Genomic DNA, 24856 nt, shown 5'->3' on the forward strand with positions numbered 1-24856 from the left:
GTAGTCATAAATTTAAAGTCATGGGAAAATTAGGTGGATGGGAAATATTGATAGTCGTTCTGGTCATCCTGCTTTTATTTGGAGGAAGAAAAATTCCTGAGTTGATGAAAGGACTTGGTTCCGGAATCAAAGAATTTAAAGATGCGACCAAAGACGACGACTCGAAAAAGGCGGACAGCAAGACTGAAAACCCTCAATAAATCAATTATTGAATTATAGTAATGAATAAAAGGTAGATTAGTTCTGCCTTTCTTTTTATTCGGTTAACCAATATTGGGAATTTCTTTATGGGAATTTCCTTCATTCAATCAGAATCATATGAAGTTTACAGAAAAATCCTGGGAAATATTCAACCAAAGCATCCGCGATTACCATATCACTAACGATGTAAACGCGCAAATCAATAATCCTTACAGCGAGTCCGACCTCATCGAACATTTACTGTACAAAAAGAACTGGATCGATACGGTTCAGTGGCATTTAGAAGACATCATCCGCGATCCGGAAATCGATCCGATTGAAGCAGTTCGCATCAAAAGATGGATTGATAAATCCAACCAAGAGCGTACCGATATGGTAGAATATATTGACAGTTGGTTTCTGCAGAAATATGCAGACGTTGAAATTCAGCCAGACGCCAAAATCAATACGGAAAGCCCCGCCTGGGCAATTGACCGTTTCTCTATTTTATCCCTGAAAGTTTATCATATGAACGAAGAAGCCAACCGTACAGATGCTTCTCCGGAACATATTGCCCAATGTCAGGCCAAATTAAACGTACTTCTGGAACAACATAATGATCTATCCACAGCGATTGAAGAACTGATTGAAGATATAGCAGCCGGACGTAAGTACATGAAAGTCTATAAGCAGATGAAGATGTACAATGACGACGAATTGAATCCGGTCCTCAGAGGAAGGAAATAGAACTTAGAGGTTGAATCCGAAGATTTTGATAGATTTCCTTTAAGAAAATCAATTTCCCTTTCTAAATCATTCCCCCAAAACTTTTCCCCTGCCCTAAAGGGTGGTTTTGGGCGAATAATCAATTTCCCAGAAGATTTTGATAGATTCCCTTTAGGGCTAGGGTAGAACTATCAAAATCTTTGACAGCCCTTCTCCTCCAAGAATCTTCACAAAGTAAATGTTAAGAAATCATCAATTATTCAAATTATTTCGTAATTTAGTTAATCTAAAGCCTGATCCTTACTTTTTGCCTTCCTATGGCAAATTGAGTCTTTCGTTTACTGCTCTTTTATTGTAAACAAATAATCCCCTTTTTTTTAGTCAGTCTTACGGACAGCTTTTGCTACCCTGCCATGGACGTTCTCTTTACTAAAACTCGTATTATGAATTCAGAACTAAGTTTTCATCAAAAACTCTACCTTATCAAAAAAGTCTGTTTTGGACTCCTCTTTTTATTATTCATAAACCCCAGAACAGAAGCACAGCTTTTAATACAAGAAGGATTTGATGATAAAAATAACATGATACTAAATGGTTGGAGCTTTTACAATCTCAGCAATCCTCTTGGTGCAACAGATTGGTTTCAGGGAAACCCAACTGTTTTTCCTGCTCATCTTGGAGATTTTACAGATTCATATATAGCAGCTAATTATAATAATACAACAGATGGCACTGGAACCATCAGCAATTGGATGATTACGCCTGTATTAAATTTGAAAGACGGTGACCGAATTTCATTTTATACCCGCAAAACAGCCTCAGCATACAATGACCGTCTTCAGGTAAGAGCCAGCACAGGATCTGTCACTGTACCGGTCGGACCAACCGGAGTGGGCTCTTTTACAAACCTGTTACTGGATATCAATCCTGACTATGACTTAAGTTATCCCACGGTATGGACTCGCTATGAAATTATAGTTTCCGGAGTGGGCAACACTCCGGTAGCCATGAACATCGGATTTCGTTATTACGTAACATCGGCAGGTCCTTTGGGATCAAATTCAGATTATATTGGTATTGATACTTTCAAAGTTGACAGGGCTTTGGAAGATTGTGAAGAGATAGAGATCTTGTCTAATGACCTTGAAAACGGTTTGGTTTTCCAGGGAGAAACAACTCAAAGGCTCGCAACCGATATTCGCGTAGGTGATACCGGCTTAACTGTTTATGGAATTGCACCAACGGTACTAGATTATGCCACTTATTTTAACTTTCAAATTTATACTGAAAATGCAGGACTTCCCGGCACTCTGATTGCAACTCGGACGGGCATTATTTTTGGAGAACAGCTTACCGGTAATAATTTTGGTTATGATTTTGTGAAATATACGGTTGGTTTTGATACACCATTAAACCTTAACCCCAATACCACTTACTGGATTGAAATAGAATCAGACGCATTTGCATGGGAATTTACAGGAAGCCCAGCATGGGGTGCCGATGCATTTGCCAACACAAATACTTCCGGAGTCTGGAGATCGACAGATGCCGATGAACTCGTATTTCATCTGGTATGTGAACCTCTGGCCTTCATTTGGGACGGTTCGGAAAGTACAGACTGGACAAACCCTCAGAACTGGACACTGGAAAAAGTTCCGACGATCGAAGGAGATGTAATTATTCCAGCGGGGGTTCCTCATTTTCCTGAGATAGAAGTCACAGATGCGATAGCCAAAACGCTCGAAATAAAACCTTCTGCCAAGATTGCTATCAATGCGAATGCTGCACTTACAATTGAAGGTGCCATTATAAATAATGCTTCGGCAGCTAATTTCATCGTCGAATCCGACGCCAATCTCCTTCAGATTAATCCTGTATCCAATACCGGTGAAATCACCCTCGAGCGGGAAGCGAGAGTGCCCTTTGACCAGTACAACTATTGGGCATCACCCGTAGTTGATCAGGAACTCTATCAGCTTTATCCCGATATCCCTACCAACAGGATTATGACCTATAATACCTGGGACGATTATTTTACCATACTGACGACCTCATCCAATCCTACTTCGGACTTCGGAATCGGATATTCCATCAAGGGTTCCAGTAGTATGCATCCCGATGTCACCGCCACTTTCGTGGGAGTACCTCATAATGAATCCGCCACGGCTTCCCAGAATACCATCACCCTGGCAACGGATGGCAATCGTTTCAACCTCATCGGGAATCCCTATCCGTCCAATCTCAATCTGGTTGAGCTTTATAATTTCGGAAATAATTCAGATGCCTTTGAAGGATCTTATTATTTCTGGGATAATACCAATAATACTATCCTTAACCAACAAGGTTCGGGATACATGGGTAATAATTATGCCATTTACAATGCTAGCTCAGGTGGCTTAGCAGCAGAGGGTGGCAATACTGCCAAAATCCCCAATGGAATTGTAAAACCCGGACAAGGTTTTCTGGTTCAGGCTCAAACCGGTACGCCCAAACAACTTGAATTCTCTAATTCTATGCGCACCAGCGATGTAAAAATCAATCCGCTTGATGGTGAAGCACCTTATTATAAAAACAATACGCAGGACGGCGATCGGGAAAGGGAGGACAAATTCTGGCTCGATATGGTCAGTCCCGGCGGTATGCACATTCAGATTTTACTAGGCTATTTTGAAGAAGCTGAAAACAGTTTAGAGAGATTCGATACAAAGGTTCTCAATGAAAATGTATCGGACAATCTTTATACCCTGAGTGAAGATACCTTTAAACTCAGCATTCAGGGAAGAAAAGGTCCCTTCGGAACGGAAGATGTCGTCCCGTTGGGAGTTAAAACCTTCAGTTCTGGCCTCTATAAGATACGGCTGGTTCACAGAAGAGGTATTTTTATAAACCATCAGGATGTTTACCTCAAAGACAAATATTTGAACAATATTCATAACCTCAGCGAATCGGATTATGAGTTCAAAACCCGAAGCGGAATCTTCAATGACCGCTTTGAGATTCTCTATAACCCCGGAGATTATAATCCGGCAATTGAGAACCAGATCAGCATTACCCAAGGAAACGGGCAGATTATCATTCGCGCCAATGAGAAAATAAACGAAGTCAGTATCTACAACCTTTCGGGTCGGATGATCTATCGGAATGCCGATGTGAATGCTCCTAATCTGAATATACCTACCCATGATTGGACTGAGAGGATTCTTTTCTTACAGTTGAAAACAGCAGGGGGAGAGATAATTTCAGAGAAGCTAATCCTAAAATCAGGATTATGAAAGGGCTTATCATATCAGTACTTCTGGCCGGGAATTTAGCATTCGGACAAAACTTCTTTGAGCAGTACGATGAAGGGGAATACCCGGTGGAGTCTCAGACATTTTTTCAGGAGACAACTTATCAGGATTATAATCAGGAAACGGGTTTTGACTTTTTTAACCGGGCGTATGAATATTCGGAGCCCGATATAGAAGTGGATGCTGGAAACCCCGGTGATCCGGTAGAAAATCCTTCTACTTGGACTTGATGACATAACTAGAATTGAAGCAGGTGGACAATATGAGAGCAATTTGATGAGACTGTTTAACCAATGAAAATAACTTTTAGCTTCTATCAAACTTTCGTGCTTCTATGACAGTGAAGTATTAAATTCAAGTTTTCTGCATCTAATGAAGTTTAGTGCTGAAAATCCCAACCCGCTATCACCAAGTTTAAGAACAGCTCCCTCCCAAAAAAAATACCATCACTGATAACAGCGATGGTACCTCCTAACTAACCTAATCCTGGAAAAGTAGATGCTTTTCCGTAGTGCAAATTTAGGGCAATAGTTAAGCTATGACAATACCAAGATCTTGGTATATTCACTTTTCATAAAATCATTCCGATTTTAACTTTTTTTATTCTTTCGTTTTTAACCTTTAAAATTAAATGGCAATCTATACAAATTAAATCCTTTTAATTCCCTGTAACACAGCTAGATAATTTTATTTCGTTTTTAAAATTTACTACCTGTTTTCTTCCATGGACAGACTTCATCTTCACGCATGAAGTCTGAAAACCTGTTAAAAATCACAAGCATTTTTTATCCAAAACCTTGTAAAACCTTGAAATCCAAAAAAAACTCAAAATCCCTACATGAAAAACCTCGCTCTTTTAGGCCAGATTCTTCTTTCTTTTCTGTATAAAATATACACCTATCAAAGCACCGCACAAAGGCAGCAAAGCCAACCAATCATCAATCGGTAGGGGCGGGTCTCCGGGACCACCGGGACCACCCAAGGCATAAGTAGCTTGGTCGGCTTCATAATGGTGTTGTGCAAAAAATTCAATGTTTTGGGATGGCTCTTCCGTTGTCTCAAATTGGCTGAAAGCTTGTGCTAAACATAAAACCGTAGCCAATAAGAACACTGTACTCAGTATACTTTTCATTATTATTTTAGAATAAATTTTTGCGTTACAACTTCCCCCGTTTCGGTTTGAACCCTTACTACCACAATTTGTTTGGAAAAAGCATTCAAGGGGATCTTGAATTCATTTTGATTGATATCGCTTCTTTGGTAAATAGACCATCCGGAAAGGTTAAATACCTCAACACCGGTAATAGCGTCTATACTGGAATTGACCACGATATGATGATCAATTTTCTGCAGATCAATCTTATTGATAGGATTCTCAAATGCAGTATCAGTAAAAGAACCTTTCGCAAATACGATTTCAAAACGATCATTAAAGGTTCCTGCCAAACCTTCATACTCATAATGACCTTGTGATAAATTATGGGTGACATGGAGATATTTATCTTTTAGGTAAATCTTTTGTCCATTAAATACCCCCTCTTTTTCATGAAGTGAAATGATGTATTTCCCATCAGAGAAATGCTTAACACCCAGCGGAATGACATCATATAAGTTCATAGGGTGTTCCAGAGCTTGGATAATTAATTTTTGATCATCCAAAACGGTATAAATGGCATCTGAACCTTCAGAAAAAACTTCAACATCAAAATCTTGCTCGAAACCATCTGTTGCACCCGGTATATAAGCGATCAACGTAGTATTGACCTGATGATCATAATTAGTAAGCGTTAACCAGAAGCGGTCTCTTTCTCCTCCAAATTTTTGATAAAAAGTACCGGAGTTCGCTGTTCGACGCATACTGTTCTTGAAGATGATTTCATCACCATCGCCTTCGGGTTTCACCTGAACGATAAATCCTTGGGTAGATTTGATTGTACCATCTGTAACAATAGGGGAATTGGCATCATAAGTACCGGGAACGCCCCCTGAACCCGAATTGTAAACCGCATAATTGCTTCCATAATACCCCGATCCTTGCTGGTGTGCAATGTAAACATTGTTTTGCCAGAAGAAAACTGTCGGAAAAACACCGGGATTAGACGTTAGGAAGTCGTCGGCGTGGATATTGGAAGGATATGGATTTCCAATCAGATTATAACCATTCCCATCTGCTGATTTTATAAACTTCAGATTTTCTTGGTCATATTGGGTACCATTATGGGGCACCCCGGTAAATTGATAGGTTTTATTGTAAGGGTTGGGTAATCCATCCTCTGCACGGATGGCATAGCCTTTACCGAATTCAAAATTAGATAAATGATTGACCGGATAAAAATAATCATCGGACTCTTCATAGCGATAAAAACGATTATTCGGTGTATTTGGAGAAAAAGCTTTCAATTGCTGTCCGCTCACCGGTGAGCTCCAATAAATATAATCCATCCCGCTAACCAGATTATTCTTGACGTTGCTGACATGACGGTTGACAATGATATTACCGCTGTTTACCGCATCATCTTCTATTTGCACCAGGTTGGAATTGGTACGCACTTCCAAAACCCCACCTTCCTCAACTATGATTTTTCCTCTTACTTGTAGAAAACTAGGATTGGACTCGGCTCCTACATTAAGCCTACCTCCGGCTTTTACTTCACATTCACAGATTTCCAATCCGGTAGCTTGAGGCACATCATATGTTCTTCCAGAAGGAATCACCATTCTTTTATTGGCATCAGGTGTGCCATTAGTCCATCCACTAGCCGTTTTTTCCGTAAACTCAGAATTTTTTACATCTATTCGTACATTGTCTATAATCCAAATACGGCTATCACTAGACGTTGTGGCTACTATACGAAATTTCAACGTGGGGTCATTGCTTATTTTAGATGCTGGGATATTTAATCTGATTGTTTGTACACGGTTTAATCCACCTTGCCCGTTTGTAATGGTAGTGGATGAGCCTGAATACACCTTCTCATAATAATTAGTTCCGGAAAGGGGGTCGTCAATGACGTAATTATATCCGCTATTGTTGTTTCGACCCCTTAAAATCACTTCATCAGTCCACGTTCCATTGTGTTCCACCTGTAGTGTAATAGTACTTGAGTAATCAGGGCCACTACTGGAACCTTGTAAAGTAGAATACGCTCCAATATTAAAAGCAATACTCACATCTTTCAAGCCCGATACATCGATTCCATTCGTACCTCCAAATTCTACGGTTCGACTTTCACCACGGGTAATCCAAGCAGACTGATTATCATTAGGCGGACCCGGCGAATAGGTAGGCAAGGAAATAATGTTTGGGTTTCTGGGATACAGGTCATTCCCGGAAGCTGTCCCGCTAATAATCCAGGAAGAATTAATATCGGATGGTAGCGTGGGGTTCGATATTAATGGGTTGATTTCATTTACCACATAGGGGGTTGTAAACAGAGAACAACTCGCACCTTGTCCCATTACTTTAATGATATAAGGGCTTTGGTTCCCGTTGGAATTGATATGAATTTCAGCGGTTCTTAATCCATCACCCGTCGGAGTGAACCTTACTCTGAACTGTCGATAAAAACCTGTAGTTGTAGAAGAAGCATCAGTAGTGGGTTGAACCGTAATTGGTAGGGCGGGCTGATTAAATATTTCAAAATCAGACGCATGAGTTCCGGTAACACTAATGCTGTTGATGGTTAAATTAGGCGCACCCGTGGTGTTGCTCACCAGATTGCGTATTCTAAAGAAACTGCTCGGGTCAGAATATCCAACCGTAACCGCATTTCCAAAATCTGTATCATAGGCTATGGAGGCTTCAACATTATGCGGCAATGGAGTATTAGTATTTCCATTGGCAAAAACACTAATGTTGGGCGTCCCTTTTTCAATCCTTAAATTGTCTATACGGAAGGCAAAGCTTCCCCAACCTCCTCCTTGAGGACGTATTCTAAACCGTACTTCTGTTTGGTTTTCTGATGCAGGAGGAACAGGAATAGATGCGCTTGTGTTTCCCTCCCATGTGAAAAAGAATAGGTTTCCAGCACTCATGGTTGCAGAAGTTCCAATCTGTGTCCAAGTCGTTCCATTTGAACCACTATCAGATTGGACAATCCATCTTCCATTAAATGATAAACCAAGACTAATTGCCACAAGATTAGCATCAAACTTTATACTCATATTTGACTGTCCTGTAGTATTAATCCTAAGTTCTAGAAAGTCGTCTGTATTGTCAGTCTGTAACCTGTAATTTCCATTTAACTGATAGGTTGGAATGCCTCCGTTATCAGTAAAACTGAGGGTAGTAGGAGGTGTTTGAACCACTGAGCCATCGAGCGTATAATGGTTTAAATTTTGGTCGTTAAAATTATAACCAACTAAGGTAGTTTGTTGAGCAAGAACCAAGCTCGATAGATATAAAAATACCGTTAAAGCCAGCGGAATATACCGCATAGGGGATTGTAGTTTCATAAGAAAAGGGATTAGATTATTTTACTTAGGATAAAATAAAGGATACAAAAAGATTACGGAAAGGGGTTAGGTGTCCTGTCCGCTATATTGTATTTCTAAAGGATAGTGTGAGATCTTGAGGAAGATAGATTTAGTCATGATGGATTATAATTAGAATGGAGTTAAGGCTGCAAATATATATTTAAATTTAAAATAAAAAAACTTTTTTTCAGAATGTCTTAACATTTAGCGAATTAGATACGGCCAAACAAGTCTAGCCTACAGGCTTCTTATGGGTTTTCTGTGAGAATTTTAAATTTCTTTAACATGTCTTTTCGTTTAAAGTCCTTTTGAAGTTATAGTTGCATAAGGTGGCTAAATTAACAGCCCGCTAACACCTCCACAATAAAAATTGGGTTAATTTTGCAGCTTCTAATAAGCTGTTATTGTCAAGCTCCAAAACCATAGCAAAAAACACTTTGTTCCTGTATTTCCGGATGATTCTGGTAATGGGTGTATCTTTGTTTACTTCAAGGATAGTACTTCGAGAATTGGGAGTGTCGGATTATGGTGTATACTCTCTGGTTGGTGGAATTGTAGCCATGTTTGGCTTTTTTAATGCCGCAATGTCCTCTGCTACCCAAAGGTATTTATCTTTTGATATTGGGAAGGGCGATCAAAAAAAACTAAGAAAAACCTTTAGCGCAACCCTAAGTATTCATGCTGGGATTGCTTTATTGGTTCTGATTCTAGCTGAAACGATTGGTTTATGGTATGTGAATTATAAAATGGTTTTTCCACCGGAGAGGAATTTTGCCGTGAATGTTGTCTATCAGTTTTCTGTTTTTAGCTTCTTATTGGGGATAATTCAGGTGCCTTATAATGCCTTGATCATCGCAAGGGAGCGTATGAATGTCTATGCCTACGTCAGTATTTTGGAAGTGATTTTGAAATTGATTATTGTTTTTATGCTTGTCTATTTCGGAAGCGATAAACTGATTACTTATGCCATTCTTACGTTCGTAGTTTCCTTTATCATCAGGGTAATCTATCAGGTATATTGCCGAAAGCATTTTAAAGAAAGCAAGTATAAATTTGAATACGATAAGGAGTATTATCGGGAGTTGATGAGTTATTCGGGATGGAGTCTATTTGGAAACATTGCAGCTGTTGCAAGAGGTCAGGGGATCAATGTTGTGCTTAACCTATTTTTCGGAACTGTGGTAAATGCAGCTTATGGAATTACGCTTACAGTGCAAGGAGCGGTTCAATCTTTTGTGACCAACTTTCAGGTAGCTGTTAACCCCCAAATCATTAAAAACTATGCAAAGGGAGATTTAAATGCGATGCAATTATTGATTTTCAGGTCTTCTAAACTTTCCTTTTTCCTGTTTTTTATTTTGTCGTTTCCTATCATTTTAAATACGGAGTATATCTTGAATCTATGGTTGACCGTAGTGCCAGAACATTCCGTCATATTTATACAACTTGCTTTTATTTATCTGATGATTGACAGTATATCCTATTCACTAATTATAGCCGTACAAGCCACAGGAAAAATCAAAAATTATCAAATCATTATAGGAACTTTAATCTTCTTAAATCTTCCCATTTGTTATTTAGTTTTAAGGATGGGCGGGAGTCCTGAAAGTGTATATTTCGTGCTGATAGCTGTGACTTTTCTTACGCTTCTTTTCAGAATGTTTTTTGTGAAGAATTTATTAGGATTTAAACCTATTGTATTTATAAAAAATGTGATTTTTCCAATTGTACTAACGGCTTTATCAGCCATAGTAACACAAGAAATTTTAAAAAATTTATTTATTAAAACACAAGCTACAAATTTTGTAGAATTTATCGCTCAGAGTATATTATATCTGTTAATTGCCGGAATGGGTATTCTTTTTATTGGTATCAAACCAAATGAAAGAAAAGCCTTGATTACCTTTGTTAAAAAGAGATAAAATGGATAGAATAAAAAAAATATTAAGACCCTTATACTTGTGGTATTTTAACTTTTCTGGAACTAAAATTGGAAAAAGATGGTATTTGATTTCGAACTTTTACAATGATTACCGGCTTTATAAAAAATATGCCACAGCCTTTTCCAAAGAGGATCTAAAAAACAAAGAAGCCGATTTGATCTTGAATTATCATTCACTTGAAAAAGGAATGTTATTCAAAAAGATGAAACCGGGTTTTGCCAAATACAGGATTCTAAATCTCCATAAAATATTAAAGGATCAAGATATCATAAAAAATGTCCATAGATCCCAGATCAAAGTTGGCTATCAGGTAATTTGTAAATACTATGAATTACATAAAGAAAAAAATCTGGATATCTCTGAGTTTTATACAGAAGCCCAATATGATTTTTATAAGTCAGTGTTGCAAAACGGTTATGATGATTGTTTTTCAGGTATTTATTCTTGGAGCAAAAATGATTTTTACCAAGATGTTCAATCCAAAGGCTTTGCGGATTTTGCAAAATCAAGGCAGTCTATCAGAAATTTTACCGGTGAAAAAATAAGTCATGAACGCATTAAAAATGCTATCGAAATTGCCAATACCGCTCCCTCTGTTTGCAACCGACAAGCATCAAATGTTTACCTCATTGAAGATAAAAACAAAATAGATAAACTATTGGAGGTACAGGGTGGATTTGTAGGTTATACCGAAAATGTACAACAACTGCTCATTGTCACAAACGATAGGAAATTTTATTATACAGTAGGTGAACGCAATCAGTTTTATATAGATGGTGGTCTATATTTGCTGAACTTATTGTACGCACTTCATTATTTAAAAATAGGAAATTGCCCAGCGAATTGGGGAAAAACAAAAGAAGATGAAGAACGATTGAAACCGATTATAAATATACCGGAGAGTGAAAAAATTATATGCTTTGTTCCCATTGGAGAGGCGGTTGAGAATTTTAATACCACGCTATCTAAACGCAGACCTGTCGAGGAAACATTAATTGTAATAAAATGAAAAAGAAAATTGCTATACTCACGCAGCCTTTAGGGCATAATTATGGAGGAATTATTCAAAATTATGCTTTGCAAAAGAAAAAGATTTTTAACAAATGCCCCAATTGAATACAATATTGTTCAAAAACAAAGGAGAAAAATGCGTAGAGAAAGTTTAGAAGTGTGGTTGAAATATAAAGATTATAAGAAGTTTGAAGATTATATGGAACCTCTTAAAAATAATCTGAATAAAAAAACTCTTTGGTACCACCGTATTCAACTTGTAAGAAGAAAATTAGGATTAAAAACCATTTAGATTAAAAGCAAAATAGTGGAAAGAATAAAGTATTATGATAGTTTAAGGGGAATAGCTATTATTGCTGTTGTATTTATTCATTGTCTGTCTTATCAAGACTCTTCAACTTTGGAGTTGTCCGTTCTATTCAGACAGGTGATCAATTTTGCAGTTCCCTTATTTTTAGCAATATCCGGATTCTTTATAGTTGATAAGAGTGTAGAGAATAGGAAAGACTATTTTAATTTTTTGAAAAAGCAAATTCCTAGAGTTTATATACCTTATCTCGTATGGAGCTTGATTTTTCTCGTAGTCAATGTATTTATATTTAATTCAGATTCATTATTTGGAATGTTGAAGAAAATAATTGTTTTTCAATCTGTTCCAATTTTTTATTATGTAGCATTGATTATCCAGTATTATATTTTGTTTCCAGTTTTTAAGCTAAACATTAAAAAATGGATTTGGATTTCAATTATTTTAAGTTTGTCTGCAGCAGTTACGACCTTCGCATTAAAGGCTAAGTTTAATATGACATTCCCATTAATTATATATGCAGGTAATTTTTTAACATGGATGATGTTTTTTGTCTTAGGAATGTATTTGAAAAAGCATAAAATTCAATTTAATAAAAATCTTTTAACATTATTGATTATTGTATTTCTTGGTTTGTCTTATTATGAAGTTTATTTCCAAAACAATCTTATTTCAAATATCAGAGAAGCGGTTACGGCAGTTAAAATAACCAGTTTTATCTATTCAGCGTTAATTATTATTTTCTTACTTAATTATCAAAGAAAATGGACAATTTTTTCAGATTTGGGTAAAGTGTCCTATGCTGTTTTTTTAATGCATATATTGTTTCTGAATTTAATAAGGACAACTGCTAAAATAGTGGATGTACATTCTAATTTCTATACAGAAATTTCTATGGGGATTATCACCATTACTATCTGTTATGGAATCTGTTTAGTGGTGAGAAAAATAAACCCATCATTGTCATATAAATATCTAGGTGTATGAAAAAGAAAATCGCTATACTCACTCAACCTTTATTACTCAATTATGGAGGCATTATCCAAAATTATGCTTTGCAGAAAGTATTGAAGGATTTGGGGCATGAACCTATAACTATCAACCGTAGGTATAATAAAAACAATTGGCTGGATTTAAAAATCAGGCTCTATCATTTTCTTAAAAATACAGGTCATATTCATGCTGATGAAAAACAATTAAACCTGTTTTTTCAAAATAATTTAGCCTTTATGAAAAAACATATCCGGTTATCGGATAAAATCAATTCAAACAAGGAATTAAAAACTTTCATGAATCGAAATCCTTTTGATGTTTATATCGTCGGTAGTGACCAAACCTGGCGGCCTAAATATTCGCCCAATATCTATGAATATTATCTAGATTTTCTAGAAGGAAAAGAGAGGAATGAAAAAAGAATTGCTTACGCCTCTTCCTTTGGTACAGACGAATGGGAATACACAATGGAAGAAACTGAAAGAGTAAGTGAATTGGTCAAAGAGTTCGATGCGGTTTCCGTAAGGGAAAAATCCGGTGTAGATTTATGTGAAAACTATTTAAACACAAAGGCGGAATGGGTGTTGGATCCAACCTTATTGTTAAATGCTTCAGATTATATAAAAGATTTGGATTTAGGAAGAAATACCACCGGAGAAAATAAATTATATACCTATGTTTTGGATCGTTCAACCGAAAAGTTGGAATTCTTAGATAAAATCTCGAAGGATTTGAAGTTGGATTTAGCAAATAGTCAGCCCATGAGAAAGCCCCATGAATTTCGAAAAGGCTCTCAATTGGAAGACTTTATCAATCCACCTTTGGAAAACTGGTTAGCGGGTTTTAAAAATGCGGATTTTATAATTACGGATTCCTTTCACGGAACGGTGTTTTCTATCCTTTTCCAAAAACCCTTTATTAGTTTAGTGAATAAAGAAAGAGGTGCATCAAGATTTGAATCCTTTTTAAGTGCTTTGGGTTTAGAACATCGTATGCTGTACCATACAAAGGGTTACAATCCCCAAATCGCCCAAGAACCAATTGATTATGAAAAAGTCAACCTGAAATTGGAAGAATTAAGAAAGAAATCCTTTAATTTTTTAAAAGAAAATATATAATGCCAAAAGTTTCCGTCATCATCCCCGTTTACAATACCGAGAATTACCTTCGGGAATGCCTTGACTCTGTACTTGTCCAGACTTTTACAGACTTCGAAGTCTTACTCATCAACGATGGCTCAACAGATGGAAGTGGGAGGATTTGCGATGAATATGCTCAGAAGGATTCAAGGATTAAAGTCTTTCATAAGGAAAATGGCGGGGTCAGTTCAGCACGAAATGTAGGATTGGACAATGCTAAAGGTGAGTGGATTACTTTTGTGGATAGTGATGATTGGATTGGTGTAAATTTTTTTTCTTGTTTTGAAAACTCAATTTCTAAGAATGTTGATTGGATTTTTCTAAACATTAATAAAAAAAGAAACAAAAATGAAGATGTTAAAATCGAGTTTTATACCACTGCTTTAAAGAGATTTGAATTCTTAAATAAGTATCAAATACATCCTCATTTCTTTGGACCTACAGCGAAATTTTATAAAAGGTTAGTTATTGAAAACAGTGGTTTAAAATTTGATGAAAAGCTTAGTTATGGTGAGGATAACCTTTTTAATTGTGAGTTTCTGTTAAAGGTAAAATACATTTACCTACATGGTCAACAGTTTTATTACCAAAGAGTTGTGGAAGATAGCTTAAGTTCTGCGAGGCCATACTTACCAAATGATAAATACAAATATGAAAGATTATATGAAGTTTTAGAAAAATTAAATCTTCCATTTGATATAATAGAGAAGAATATATACCCCTCAGTAAGCCGTTATTTCAATTCAATTATTCATTCAGATAATAATGTTTGGAGAAAATATTTATTATCTCATAGATTATTAAAAAAATATAAAAAAGCATTTATAAATGATTTAAAAGAAAGCGATGGTCGTGGTAAATATCTTTCTCATTTATTAAAATACAATCTATATTTTATTTTTGTTTTTATTTTAAATCTAAAGAATGAATAAACTAAGCATTCTAATTGCCGCCTACAACGTAGAAGCATTTATTGAAAAATGTGTTCTGTCTTGTTACGATGACAGTTTATCTGATTTATATGAAATTATTGTTGTGAATGATGGTTCGACAGATAGTACTGCAAATGTATTGGATAAATTAAAAAATTCAGTCAAAAATCTTCATGTTGTTTATCAAGAAAACTCTGGTTTGGGAATAGCAAGAAATACTGGAATTAAAAATGCAAAAGGTGAGTATTTGTGGATGATTGATGGGGATGATTACGCAACTAACAATGCTGTAAAATTAATACTTGACAAGATATCAAGCAAAGAAGATATATATGGGTTTAATTTCAATATAATCACTGAAAATAACAAAGTGATAAAAAAATACAAATCAAATTTTATAAAAGAAAAACAAACAGCTTCTGAATATTATTTAAATCATTACGAAGACAGCTATACTTTTCAATATATTTTCAAGAAAAATCTTTTTATAGATAATGATATTTTTTTTCAATCAAGAATCAATATGCAAGATTCTGAAATTTTACCAAAAATAGTATTTAGAGCAAAGAATCTTGTTTACACAGATGAATGTATTTATAATTACGTTCAACATAAAAATTCTTATACAAATACAAGTAATGCTGACAAACGATTAAATTATTTTAAATCAATTATTGCAGTTGAAAATTCATTGTTAAGCTTTGGTGAATTAATTAGAGAAAAAGATAGTATTCTATTTGAAGGCATTCAAAAGAAAAGAAATAGTCTTCATAAAATCGTCTTTAATCATTTGATTTTCTTTTCATATTCAAAAGCTGGATTGATTAAAATTATAAATTATCTAAAAGAAAATAAATTTTACCCTCTTAAGCATAATGCAAAGGGAAAATTTTTATGGATTAAATATGGTTTAAATAATTTCCCAGTATTTACTAAAAGAGTGATTGATTATTATTTAAAACAATAAACTATATGACCCTCCTCTACATCACAAACATATTATTAATTAGAGAACCATCAATATCATTTTAATAGATATGTCAGAATCAATATCTTTACAAAAATCCAATCAGCTTAAATCCATCGCTATTTTAATGATGCTTTTTCTGCATCTTTTTAATCGTGATTATAGTGGATTGTTTGAGCCTTTGATATTTATGGGACAGAATCCTTTATCCTATTATATTTCATTGTTTTGTGATGCCTGTGTTCCCATATTTGCTTTTGTAAGTGGTTACGGCTTGTATTATAAATATTCACAAAACCATTCAACATTCAAAAAAGACAATGTAAATCGACTGAAGAAACTTTATATCAATTATTGGATTATTATCATTCTGTTCGTAGTTTTATTGGGTTATTTATTGACAGAGCCGGGCTACCCAGGAAGTCTTACAAAATTTATTCTTAATCTTTCTGGATTAGATCCTTCCTACAACGGAGCTTGGTGGTTTTTTACAACCTACGTGTTTTTTGTTTTAACGTCAAGTTTCTGGTTTGGTTTACTAGATCGGATTAATCCTTGGATTTATCTTTTCGCTTTCCTCATAATTTATCTTATTGCGTTCTACTTTAGAATTTACCAAAGTTCTATTTCTGATAATTCTTTTTTAAATTATCTGCACAGGCAATCTGCTTTATATTTCTGTACGTTATTTCAGTTTATGTTGGGCGCTTTTGCCCTCAAATACAAGTGGCATCAGAAAGTATCATTACTTTTTTCCAAGATAAAAGGACGGAATTTTATAGCATGTGTAATTATTGGACTTGCTATTATTTTCCATGGTATCATTCCCAACTTTGTAGTTGCTCCCTTTACAGCACTTGTATTTATTTTCATGTTCTTACAATTGAATTTATCACAATACATCAATCGGACTTTGGATTACTTCGCACCGCATGCGACCAATCTGTGGCTCATTCACATGTTTTTTTATATGATTTACTTTAAAGATTTTGTGTACAGTTTTAAATATGTACCCATCATATTTATAGTTTTAATCGGCTTGTGTTTAGTAAGTTCGTATTTAGTTAATTTTGCAAATCGTTTTATTCAAAAAAGATTATGACCCTCCTCTACATCACAAACGGCATCAACGGTTCCGGGGGACTTGAAAGGGTCTTATCGGTCAAGGCTTCCATGCTTGCAGAGGAATATGGTTATGAGGTGAGTATTTTATGTTTAAATGATACAGATCTCAATCCTTTCTATGAATTCAGTCCCAAGATAAAACTGAGTTCCATATCGGTTAATGGCAATCCGATTTCTTATTTCTTAAGTTATAAAAAAGGAATACAAAAATTTGTAAATGAATTCCAGCCCGATGTGATTTCAGTGTGTGATGATGGGTTGAAAGGTTTTTTTTTACCTAAAATCATTCGAACAAAAGCCAAATGGATTTATGAGCGTCATGCGTCCATTCAATTAAATACCGATAATTCACTAAAAGGGCGGCTTCTTAAAAACTTAATGCATAAGCAGGTTACTAAATTTGATCGATTTGTAGTATTGACACCTGGCAATATCAAGGAGTGGGGAAAGGAAAATGTCATCGCCATTCCCAATCCTTTGAGTTTTGGGTCTTCGGTTGAAAATCCTTTGAGTCAAAAAAGGTTGATAGCGGTGGGTAGTCATTCATTTAACAAGGGATATGATTTATTGTTGGAGGTTTGGTCAAAATTAGAGAAAGAATTTTCGGACTGGCGATTGGATGTGTTCGGAAAGAAAGATCCTCAGGAAACCTATGTAAAAATGGCGCAGGAAATGAACCTGAAGAATTTGCGTTTTCATGATCCGGTCAGGGATATTCAAAAAGAATATGAAGGATCCTCTATTTTGGTTTTGCCTTCGCGCTCCGAAGGTTTTGGTATGGTATTGATAGAAGCGATGGAATGCGGAGTTCCTTGTGTCTCTTTTGATTGTCCCTCGGGTCCGGGGGATATTATTTCGGATGGGGAGGATGGATACTTAATCCCGGAATTGGATACAGTAGAAATGGAAGAAAAATTGAAGAAATTGATGAAGAATGAGACTTTGAGAAACGCAATGGGTAAAAAAGCAAAGGAGAAGGCTGAAAAATATTCTGCATCGGAGATTGTTCAGCAATGGGATGAATTGTTTAATACATTAAAAGCTCAATAAATGCAAAAGAAACGCATTTTCATTACTACGCACACATTGCGTTTGGGCGGTGTAGAAAGGAGTTTGATAGGTTTATTGAACACGATTGATTATAATCGATTTGAAGTAGATTTATTTCTCTTTCTTCATGATGGCGAAATGATGCCTTACATTCCTAAGGATGTGAATTTATTGCCCGAAAACAAAACTTATGCGGGCTTGATTTCATCGGTCAAAGACAATCTCAAATGGGGCAATTTGAATTTATTATTTGCCAAACAAAAAGCTAAATCCCAAGCCAAAAAATTCATCAAAGAAAATAATATTCAAGCGCAGAATTTGGTGTATGACAATTATTTACAAAAATACAGTTTGAAACATTTACCAACAATTACTAATCAAACCTATGATTTGGCGATTAGTTTTTTAACACCTCATTATGTTACAGCTCATAAGGTAAATGCGCGTAAGAAAATCGCTTGGATACATACCGATTATTCTTTTTTTGAATTTGACAAAAAGGCTGAGTTAGAAATGTGGTCAGCTCATGATTACATTGCTTCTATATCGGACAATTGTACCGAAGGTTTTTTAAAGCAATTTCCAGAATTGGCTCCGAAAATTGTATTGATAGAAAATGTATTGGACACTGAATTTTTGAAAGCGCAGGCGGATGAATTTTCAGTTGAAGCTGAAATGCCAACAAAAACAGATGAATTCAAACTTTTATCCGTAGGAAGGTTTACCCACGCCAAAAATTTTGACAATGTAGCTGAAATATGCAAACACTTATTGGACGAAGGATTTCAAGTCAAATGGTATTTGCTTGGTTATGGAGGAGAAGAAACAAAAATCAGAGCGAGCATTCAAGAACATGGTATGGAAGAACATGTCATCATCTTAGGGAAAAAAGACAATCCTTATCCATACATGAAAGCATGTGATGTGTATTTACAGCCTTCGCGTTTTGAAGGTAAAGCAGTAACCGTAAGAGAGGCACAAGCATTAGGCAAACCAGTCATCATTACCAACTTTGCAACTTCCAATAGTCAATTAGAAAATGGAATAGATGGTGTCATTGTGCCTATGGAAAATCAAGCTTGCGCAAAAGGAATTAAAAATCTGTTAGAAAATGAACAACTAAGAGAAGAATTGAGTAGGAATTGTGGCGAAAAGGATTACAGCAATCAATCCGAAATCAATAAATTGTATGTTTTAATTGAATCATAGTATCTAAAGAGTGGCAGAACAAATTTATATACATTTGTCCTATGTTTGACTGGATTCCACTACCAATATATACAGACCTGTTTTACCATATTATGCTGGTCATAACATTATTTGTGGGTATCCATGCAATATCATTTGATCTCAGAAATAAAAAAAGGATTACAGAATTCAGTTACATTGGTTTTATTTTAGTGATTTTCGTAATTTTATATATGGGATTCAGACCTGTGAGTGGAAGGTATTTTGGAGATATGTCGACATATAATTCAGCGTATGCTAATTTGCAAGCAGGAGGAAAAATTGAGTCTAAAAAAGAATTTCTCTTCCATTATTTTATGTGGTTTTGCTCTCAATTTATTTCTGCTAAACAATTTTTTTTGCTCGTTGATATACTCTATATTCTCCCTATGTATCTGTTTTCCAAAAAATACTTTCAGAAGTATTGGTTTTTTGGCTTGTTTATCTTTTTTGCATCTTTTTCATTTTGGGCAGCCGGTACAAATGGTTTAAGGACAGGATTGGCTACTTCTTTTTTTATATGGGGCCTTTGCTATTATGGAAACAAAAAGATATTAATGTATTTCCTTTTTGTATTGGGTTTTTTAATGCACAATTCCTTAATTATTACAATTTCCGCTTTTGTTGTGGCAATATTTTTAATAAGAAAACCAAAGTATATCTTTTTTATTTGGATGTTGACTATACCTCTATCGCTTGCAGGGGGGTCGGCATGGGGTGTGTTTTTTGAAAATTTAGGTTTATTTGAAGACAGAACGAAAGGCTATTTAACTGGAGGGGATATATATATGGATCAATTTTCGAAAACGGGATTTAGATGGGATTTCTTGCTTTATAGTTCAACGGCTATCATAGCCGGATGGTATTTTATAATTAAGAAAAAGTTAGAAGATAAATTCTATATACATTTGTTTGGAATCTATGCGATTGCCAATGCTTTCTGGATATTGGTCATTGAAGCGGCTTTTAGCAATCGATTTGCCTATTTATCTTGGTTTTTAATGGGAGCTGTGATTATTTATCCTTTGGCTAAATACGATATGATGAAAAATCAATATAAGGTATTGGGAGCAATCGTATTTTTGTATTTTATGTTTACCTATTTTCTCAATGTAGTTCTATAGTTATGAAAAGTCTTACTGTTTTTACTCCCACTTACAATCGCGCTCATCTATTGCCGAGGCTTTATGAAAGCCTATGTAGGCAATCCTGTGGTGATTTTTTATGGTTGGTCATTGACGATGGTTCGTCCGATGGCACCGATGAATTGGTTAAAAAATGGCAAGCTGAAAAAAGAATTCCTATTGAATACCATTTTAAAGAAAATGGTGGAATGCACACAGGGCATAATATGGCAATTAAAAACATAAAAACTGAATTATGTATGTGTGTGGATTCAGACGATTATTTAAATAATGATAGTATTGAGCTTATCTTAAACTTGGTAGACCAATACAAAGTCTTAGAAAATGAAAATCTTGCAGGTATTATTGGTTTGAACGAAACACCCAATGATAAAATAATAGGAAATCCATTTCCAGAAGATTTTTTAACTAGTAAGTATCAAGACATAGCTTATATACACAAGGCTACGGGTGATAAAAAAATTGTTTTTAAATCTAAGAACTTAAAAGAACTCGATGCATATCCTACTTTTCCACCTGAAAAGTTTGTTCCATTATATCATCCTATACTTTTGGATGCAAAGTATGATTATCTCTGTTTTAATAAAGTGTTTTGTGTAGTTGAATATCAAGATGATGGTTCAACTATTAATATTTACAATCAATATTTCAAAAACCCTAAAGGATTCAGGCATTCAAGAAAAATTGAAATGCTAAATTATAAAAACACATCTCGAAAATTTAAAAGTGCAATTCACCAAGTTTCTTCTAATCTTATTTTAAAAGAAATAAATTTAATTAGAGAATCACCCAATATTTTACTCTCTACTTTTGCAATTCCTTTTGGAATCGTATTATACCTATATACTTTAAGCAAGAGAAATACGAAAAGAAATATTAATCGTTATATAATAGAAAAGTGAAACTAGAAATACATAATATAACCCACGAGAATAGTTACCAATTTAAAGATTGTTTTGAAAAAAACGGTTCTTCTAAATTCATAGAAGTAATCAATTGGCAATTTTTAGAAAATCCCGTTGGAGAGCAATACGTAGATATTGCACGCGATGTGGAGAAAAATACGACGGCAGCCATTTATGCCATTTCCCCTGTGAAATTTAAAATTGACAATCTAGTAGAGGTTGGATCCCAATCGTTGGATACCATGACCGATGCAGATTACCGTGGACAAGGTTTGTTTATTAAGCTAGCAAACGATGTGTATCAAAAAGCTTCCACAGACAATGTGAAACTTGTATATGGTTTTCCCAATGGGAATTCCATTCATGGTTTTTCGAAAAAATTAGAGTGGCACGTATTGGATCCGGTTCCTTTTTTAATAAAACCTTTAAAAACAAGCTATTTCACAAAAAAGATAAAACCACTTTCTTGGCTTCCTAATATTAATATTGCTACAAAATATTCGATTTCAGGCAATTTTAGAATTGTAGAAAACCAAGAATTTCCCCTGGAAGTGAATTCCGTTTGGCAAGAATTCTCAAAAGATATAAAAGTGTCTGTTCATCGGGACAAAGAATATTTGGATTGGCGATATATTCAAAAACCTTTAGAGAACTATACCATCCAACATATTTATCATTTGGAAAAATATGTAGGTTTTATCGTTTACTGCACCAAAGAAAAACATGGAGGTAAAATCGGATATATTATGGAATTGATCTACAATCCTAAATTCGAAGAAGCAGGTTTAGACTTGGTGAAAACAGCATGCAATGCAATTATTGCAGAAAGCGCAGATTGCATTTTAGCATGGTGCATGACTCATTCTCCCAATTTTTCTGCTCATAAAAAAACAGGCTTCTATAATTTACCCGAAAAATTCAGACCCATAGAATTGCATTTTGGAGCGCGCTCATTTGATTCTCGCTTAGACCACATTATATACAACCGTTCCAATTGGTATTTAAGTTATTCAGATTCAGATACAGTTTAAATGGCAGGAAAGTTTGTTATATCATTAGATTTTGAACTTCATTGGGGTGGAGCGGAGGTATGGGATTTGATTACAATGAAAAATTACTTTCTCAATGCTCGTAGTTCTATTCCGTCAATTTTAAATCTATTCAAAGAAAATAATGTGAGAGCCACGTGGGCAACAGTTGGGTTTCTTTTTGCAAAGGACAAAAAACAATTGCTTCAATTTTCACCAGAATTAAAGCCCTCCTATCGGAATTCCAAACTATCATACTATAATTACTTTCACATAGTAGGCGAAAATGAAAAAAATGATCCGTTTCATTATGGAGGAAGTTTAATCGAAAAAATCATTAGTACTAACGGTCAGGAATTAGGAACACATACATTCTCACATTATTATTGCAACGAAGAAGGGCAAAGTGTCAAAGAATTTGAAGCTGACCTACTTGCCGCACAATCGATTTCTAAAGAAAACTTTGGTGTTAATTTAAAATCTTTAGTGTTCCCGAGAAATCAGTATAATAATCTTTATTTAGATGTGGTACGAAGGCTGGACATTGCTGTAGTTCGATCTAATCCCGATGTTTGGTTTTGGAAAAAATCCTATGGTAAAGTAACCTCTTTGCTCAGAGCAATCGACACGCTTTATCCAATAAGTAATTCGCTAACATTTAATGAAGCAAAGATAGTTAAGGAAGAAGTTGTGGAGTTGCCTGCAAGCAGATTTTTTAGACCTTATAGTATCAGAGAAAAATTAATCCAACATTTAAAAATAGAAAGGATTAAAAGTGAAATGTTATACGCTGCCCAAAGCAACCGATGTTACCATCTTTGGTGGCATCCTCATAATTTTGGAGTTTACCCCCAAGAAAATATATCTCAATTAAAAGAAATAATTATTTTTTATAATCATTTGAATAAAAAATATGGATTTCAGTCTAAAAATATGAGTGATTATATAGAATGAAAGAAAACCTCTATAAAATACTCCCTGATTTCCTACAATCTGCCATGGTATCTTTGTACAATATCAGGGCGTATAAGATTCGCTATGGGGGTGAGTATAAGGCTTTTCGTAAGAAGTTTTTGAGCAATCGAAATTTGAGTCGTCAAGAGCTTTTAAGTCTTCAAAAAGCAAGATACCATGAGTTTGTTCTGCATAGTATTTCTCATTCAAGTTTTTATAAAGAATTATACCATGGAATTTCAGAACCAGAGGAATTGGTGAACATTCATTTACTCCCTATCCTTTCAAAAGAGGATTTGAGAAAGAATATTGATAAAGTCAGCATCCAAACAGCTGAAAAACTTGAAAAATCCAAAACCGGAGGCACAACAGGCAAGTCTTTGGAAGTAAAATTCAGACCGGTCAATACGCAGGAACGTTTTGCCATGCTCGATGATTTCCGTTCACGTTTTGGTTATGAACTGGGAAAAAAAACGGCTTGGTTCTCTGGGAAAAGCCTTTTAACCCCAAAAGATTTAAAAAAGAATCGTTTTTGGAAAACTGATTTTATTTACAAAGTCCGGTATTATTCTACATTTCATATTAAAAAAGAATATTTAGCCTATTATATTGAAGATTTGATTCGGTTTTCTCCTGAATATATGGTAGGTTTTCCGTCTTCAATATTGGAAATCGCTAAATTCGGTCTTGCTCATGGTTATGAATTTCCTGCTAATACGATCAAAGCCGTTTTTCCGACAGCCGAAACCATCACAGCCGAAATGCGTCACAACATTGAAGGGTTTTTCAAAACAAAAATGTATGACCAATATGCTTCATCAGAGGGAGCACCATTTATTTTTGAATGTAAAAACGGAAACCTTCATTTGGAACTTCAGAGTGGAGTTTTTGAGGTTTTGGATACAGAAGATCGTCCCAGCAAATCGGGGCGGCTTGTGGTTACTTCTTTTACCACCGAGGGAACGCCTTTGATTCGTTATGATATTGGGGATTCAATCATCTTAGAAGATGAGGATAGAACTTGTACTTGTGGAAACAATAATCCCTTGGTAAAAGAAATACTGGGAAGGATTGATGATTATGTTTATTCGCCCGAAACGGGGAAAATTAATTTGGGCAATGTTTCCAATACCTTAAAGGATACACATGGGATCATTCGTTTTCAGGCCATTCAGGATGAGCTTAATAAAATCAAACTAAGAGTCATCCGGGATAAATCCGAATACACCCAAAAAGTTGAAGAGAAATTCATTCAGAATTGGCGTGATAGAATTGGCGATAAGATGGAGTTGGACATAGAATATGTGGATGAGATAGCCGTAGAAGCGAGTGGTAAATTTAGAATCGTCAAAAACAACATCAAGCATCTCATCAAATAAAATTGAAACAATTACAAAACCCAAACTCATCCGCATCCACCACCATTTTGGTTTCTTAAAAAATAGTTTCTAAAAGTTT

The 24856-nt window shown here is 35.1% G+C and carries 21 protein-coding genes; 19 read left to right on the plus strand and 2 right to left on the minus strand.

The genetic code is table 11. The annotated features are described in order from the left end of the window. The first annotated feature begins 20 nt into the window (after nucleotides 1–20). From tatA to WBF63_RS08730, 4 genes are all read left to right on the plus strand, one after another. Nucleotides 21–200: a twin-arginine translocase TatA/TatE family subunit gene (tatA, locus tag WBF63_RS08715; protein ID WP_424369326.1), complete on the plus strand. Its 180-nt coding sequence runs from the start codon at nucleotides 21–23 to the stop codon at nucleotides 198–200. 118 nt (nucleotides 201–318) lie between these two features. Continuing rightward, on the plus strand, nucleotides 319–927 hold the full coding sequence (locus WBF63_RS08720) for a DUF4254 domain-containing protein (RefSeq protein WP_424369327.1): 609 nt from the start codon (nucleotides 319–321) through the stop codon (nucleotides 925–927). Nucleotides 928–1349: 422 nt separating this feature from the next. Further along, a complete protein-coding gene (locus tag WBF63_RS08725) occupies nucleotides 1350–4178 on the plus strand; it encodes a choice-of-anchor J domain-containing protein (RefSeq protein ID WP_424369328.1) in 2829 nt (942 codons plus the stop codon). Continuing rightward, nucleotides 4175–4426 (plus strand): hypothetical protein, encoded by a 252-nt coding sequence (locus WBF63_RS08730; RefSeq protein ID WP_424369329.1) that lies wholly within the window; start codon nucleotides 4175–4177, stop codon nucleotides 4424–4426. Before WBF63_RS08725 ends, WBF63_RS08730 begins: the two co-directional genes overlap by 4 nt. Nucleotides 4427–5052: 626 nt before the next feature. Here WBF63_RS08730 and WBF63_RS08735 read toward each other — a convergent pair. Both WBF63_RS08735 and WBF63_RS08740 read right to left on the minus strand, forming a co-directional pair. Continuing rightward, nucleotides 5053–5328, minus strand: a complete 276-nt coding sequence (locus tag WBF63_RS08735; RefSeq protein WP_424369330.1) for a hypothetical protein — start codon at nucleotides 5326–5328, stop codon at nucleotides 5053–5055. Between the two features lie 2 nt (nucleotides 5329–5330). Then, nucleotides 5331–8651, minus strand: coding sequence for a T9SS sorting signal type C domain-containing protein (locus tag WBF63_RS08740; RefSeq protein WP_424369331.1), 3321 nt, complete (start codon nucleotides 8649–8651; stop codon nucleotides 5331–5333). A 425-nt stretch (nucleotides 8652–9076) separates the two neighbouring features. Between WBF63_RS08740 and WBF63_RS08745 the strand changes: the two genes are divergently transcribed. From WBF63_RS08745 to WBF63_RS08815, 15 genes are all read left to right on the plus strand, one after another. Continuing rightward, complete coding sequence (locus WBF63_RS08745) at nucleotides 9077–10594, plus strand: oligosaccharide flippase family protein (protein ID WP_424369332.1); 1518 nt, start codon at nucleotides 9077–9079, stop codon at nucleotides 10592–10594. Between the two features lies 1 nt (nucleotide 10595). Then, nucleotides 10596–11624: a nitroreductase family protein gene (locus WBF63_RS08750; protein WP_424369333.1), complete on the plus strand. Its 1029-nt coding sequence runs from the start codon at nucleotides 10596–10598 to the stop codon at nucleotides 11622–11624. A 42-nt stretch (nucleotides 11625–11666) separates the two neighbouring features. After that, a complete protein-coding gene (locus WBF63_RS08755) occupies nucleotides 11667–11918 on the plus strand; it encodes a hypothetical protein (RefSeq protein WP_424369334.1) in 252 nt (83 codons plus the stop codon). Between the two features lie 15 nt (nucleotides 11919–11933). Next, on the plus strand, nucleotides 11934–12920 hold the full coding sequence (locus WBF63_RS08760) for an acyltransferase (RefSeq protein WP_424369335.1): 987 nt from the start codon (nucleotides 11934–11936) through the stop codon (nucleotides 12918–12920). After that, nucleotides 12917–14044 carry a polysaccharide pyruvyl transferase family protein gene (locus WBF63_RS08765; protein WP_424369336.1) on the plus strand — a complete coding sequence of 376 codons (1128 nt, stop codon included), beginning with the start codon at nucleotides 12917–12919 and terminating at the stop codon, nucleotides 14042–14044. Before WBF63_RS08760 ends, WBF63_RS08765 begins: the two co-directional genes overlap by 4 nt. Continuing rightward, nucleotides 14044–14997: a glycosyltransferase family 2 protein gene (locus WBF63_RS08770; RefSeq protein ID WP_424369337.1), complete on the plus strand. Its 954-nt coding sequence runs from the start codon at nucleotides 14044–14046 to the stop codon at nucleotides 14995–14997. Before WBF63_RS08765 ends, WBF63_RS08770 begins: the two co-directional genes overlap by 1 nt. Then, nucleotides 14990–15964 (plus strand): glycosyltransferase family 2 protein, encoded by a 975-nt coding sequence (locus WBF63_RS08775; RefSeq protein WP_424369338.1) that lies wholly within the window; start codon nucleotides 14990–14992, stop codon nucleotides 15962–15964. The genes WBF63_RS08770 and WBF63_RS08775 overlap by 8 nt, the downstream gene beginning before the upstream one ends. Before the next feature lie 70 nt (nucleotides 15965–16034). Beyond that, complete coding sequence (locus tag WBF63_RS08780; protein ID WP_424369339.1) at nucleotides 16035–17066, plus strand: acyltransferase family protein; 1032 nt, start codon at nucleotides 16035–16037, stop codon at nucleotides 17064–17066. After that, nucleotides 17063–18139 carry a glycosyltransferase family 4 protein gene (locus tag WBF63_RS08785; RefSeq protein ID WP_424369340.1) on the plus strand — a complete coding sequence of 359 codons (1077 nt, stop codon included), beginning with the start codon at nucleotides 17063–17065 and terminating at the stop codon, nucleotides 18137–18139. Before WBF63_RS08780 ends, WBF63_RS08785 begins: the two co-directional genes overlap by 4 nt. Next, a complete protein-coding gene (locus WBF63_RS08790) occupies nucleotides 18140–19348 on the plus strand; it encodes a glycosyltransferase (RefSeq protein ID WP_424369341.1) in 1209 nt (402 codons plus the stop codon). It abuts the gene before it with no gap. Nucleotides 19349–19389: 41 nt separating this feature from the next. Next, a complete protein-coding gene (locus WBF63_RS08795; protein WP_424369342.1) occupies nucleotides 19390–20490 on the plus strand; it encodes an EpsG family protein in 1101 nt (366 codons plus the stop codon). 2 nt (nucleotides 20491–20492) lie between these two features. Continuing rightward, the gene (locus tag WBF63_RS08800) at nucleotides 20493–21413 is read left to right on the plus strand and encodes a glycosyltransferase family 2 protein (RefSeq protein WP_424369343.1); all 921 of its coding nucleotides are present in this window, start codon (nucleotides 20493–20495) and stop codon (nucleotides 21411–21413) included. After that, nucleotides 21410–22447, plus strand: coding sequence for a hypothetical protein (locus tag WBF63_RS08805; protein ID WP_424369344.1), 1038 nt, complete (start codon nucleotides 21410–21412; stop codon nucleotides 22445–22447). The genes WBF63_RS08800 and WBF63_RS08805 overlap by 4 nt, the downstream gene beginning before the upstream one ends. Further along, nucleotides 22448–23398, plus strand: coding sequence for a polysaccharide deacetylase family protein (locus WBF63_RS08810; RefSeq protein ID WP_424369345.1), 951 nt, complete (start codon nucleotides 22448–22450; stop codon nucleotides 23396–23398). It begins immediately after the preceding gene. After that, nucleotides 23395–24777, plus strand: a complete 1383-nt coding sequence (locus WBF63_RS08815) for a phenylacetate--CoA ligase family protein (protein WP_424369346.1) — start codon at nucleotides 23395–23397, stop codon at nucleotides 24775–24777. Before WBF63_RS08810 ends, WBF63_RS08815 begins: the two co-directional genes overlap by 4 nt. Nucleotides 24778–24856 lie beyond the last annotated feature (79 nt).

It is taken from the genome of Moheibacter sp. (assembly GCF_049672845.1).
GTDB lineage: Bacteria > Bacteroidota > Bacteroidia > Flavobacteriales > Weeksellaceae > Moheibacter.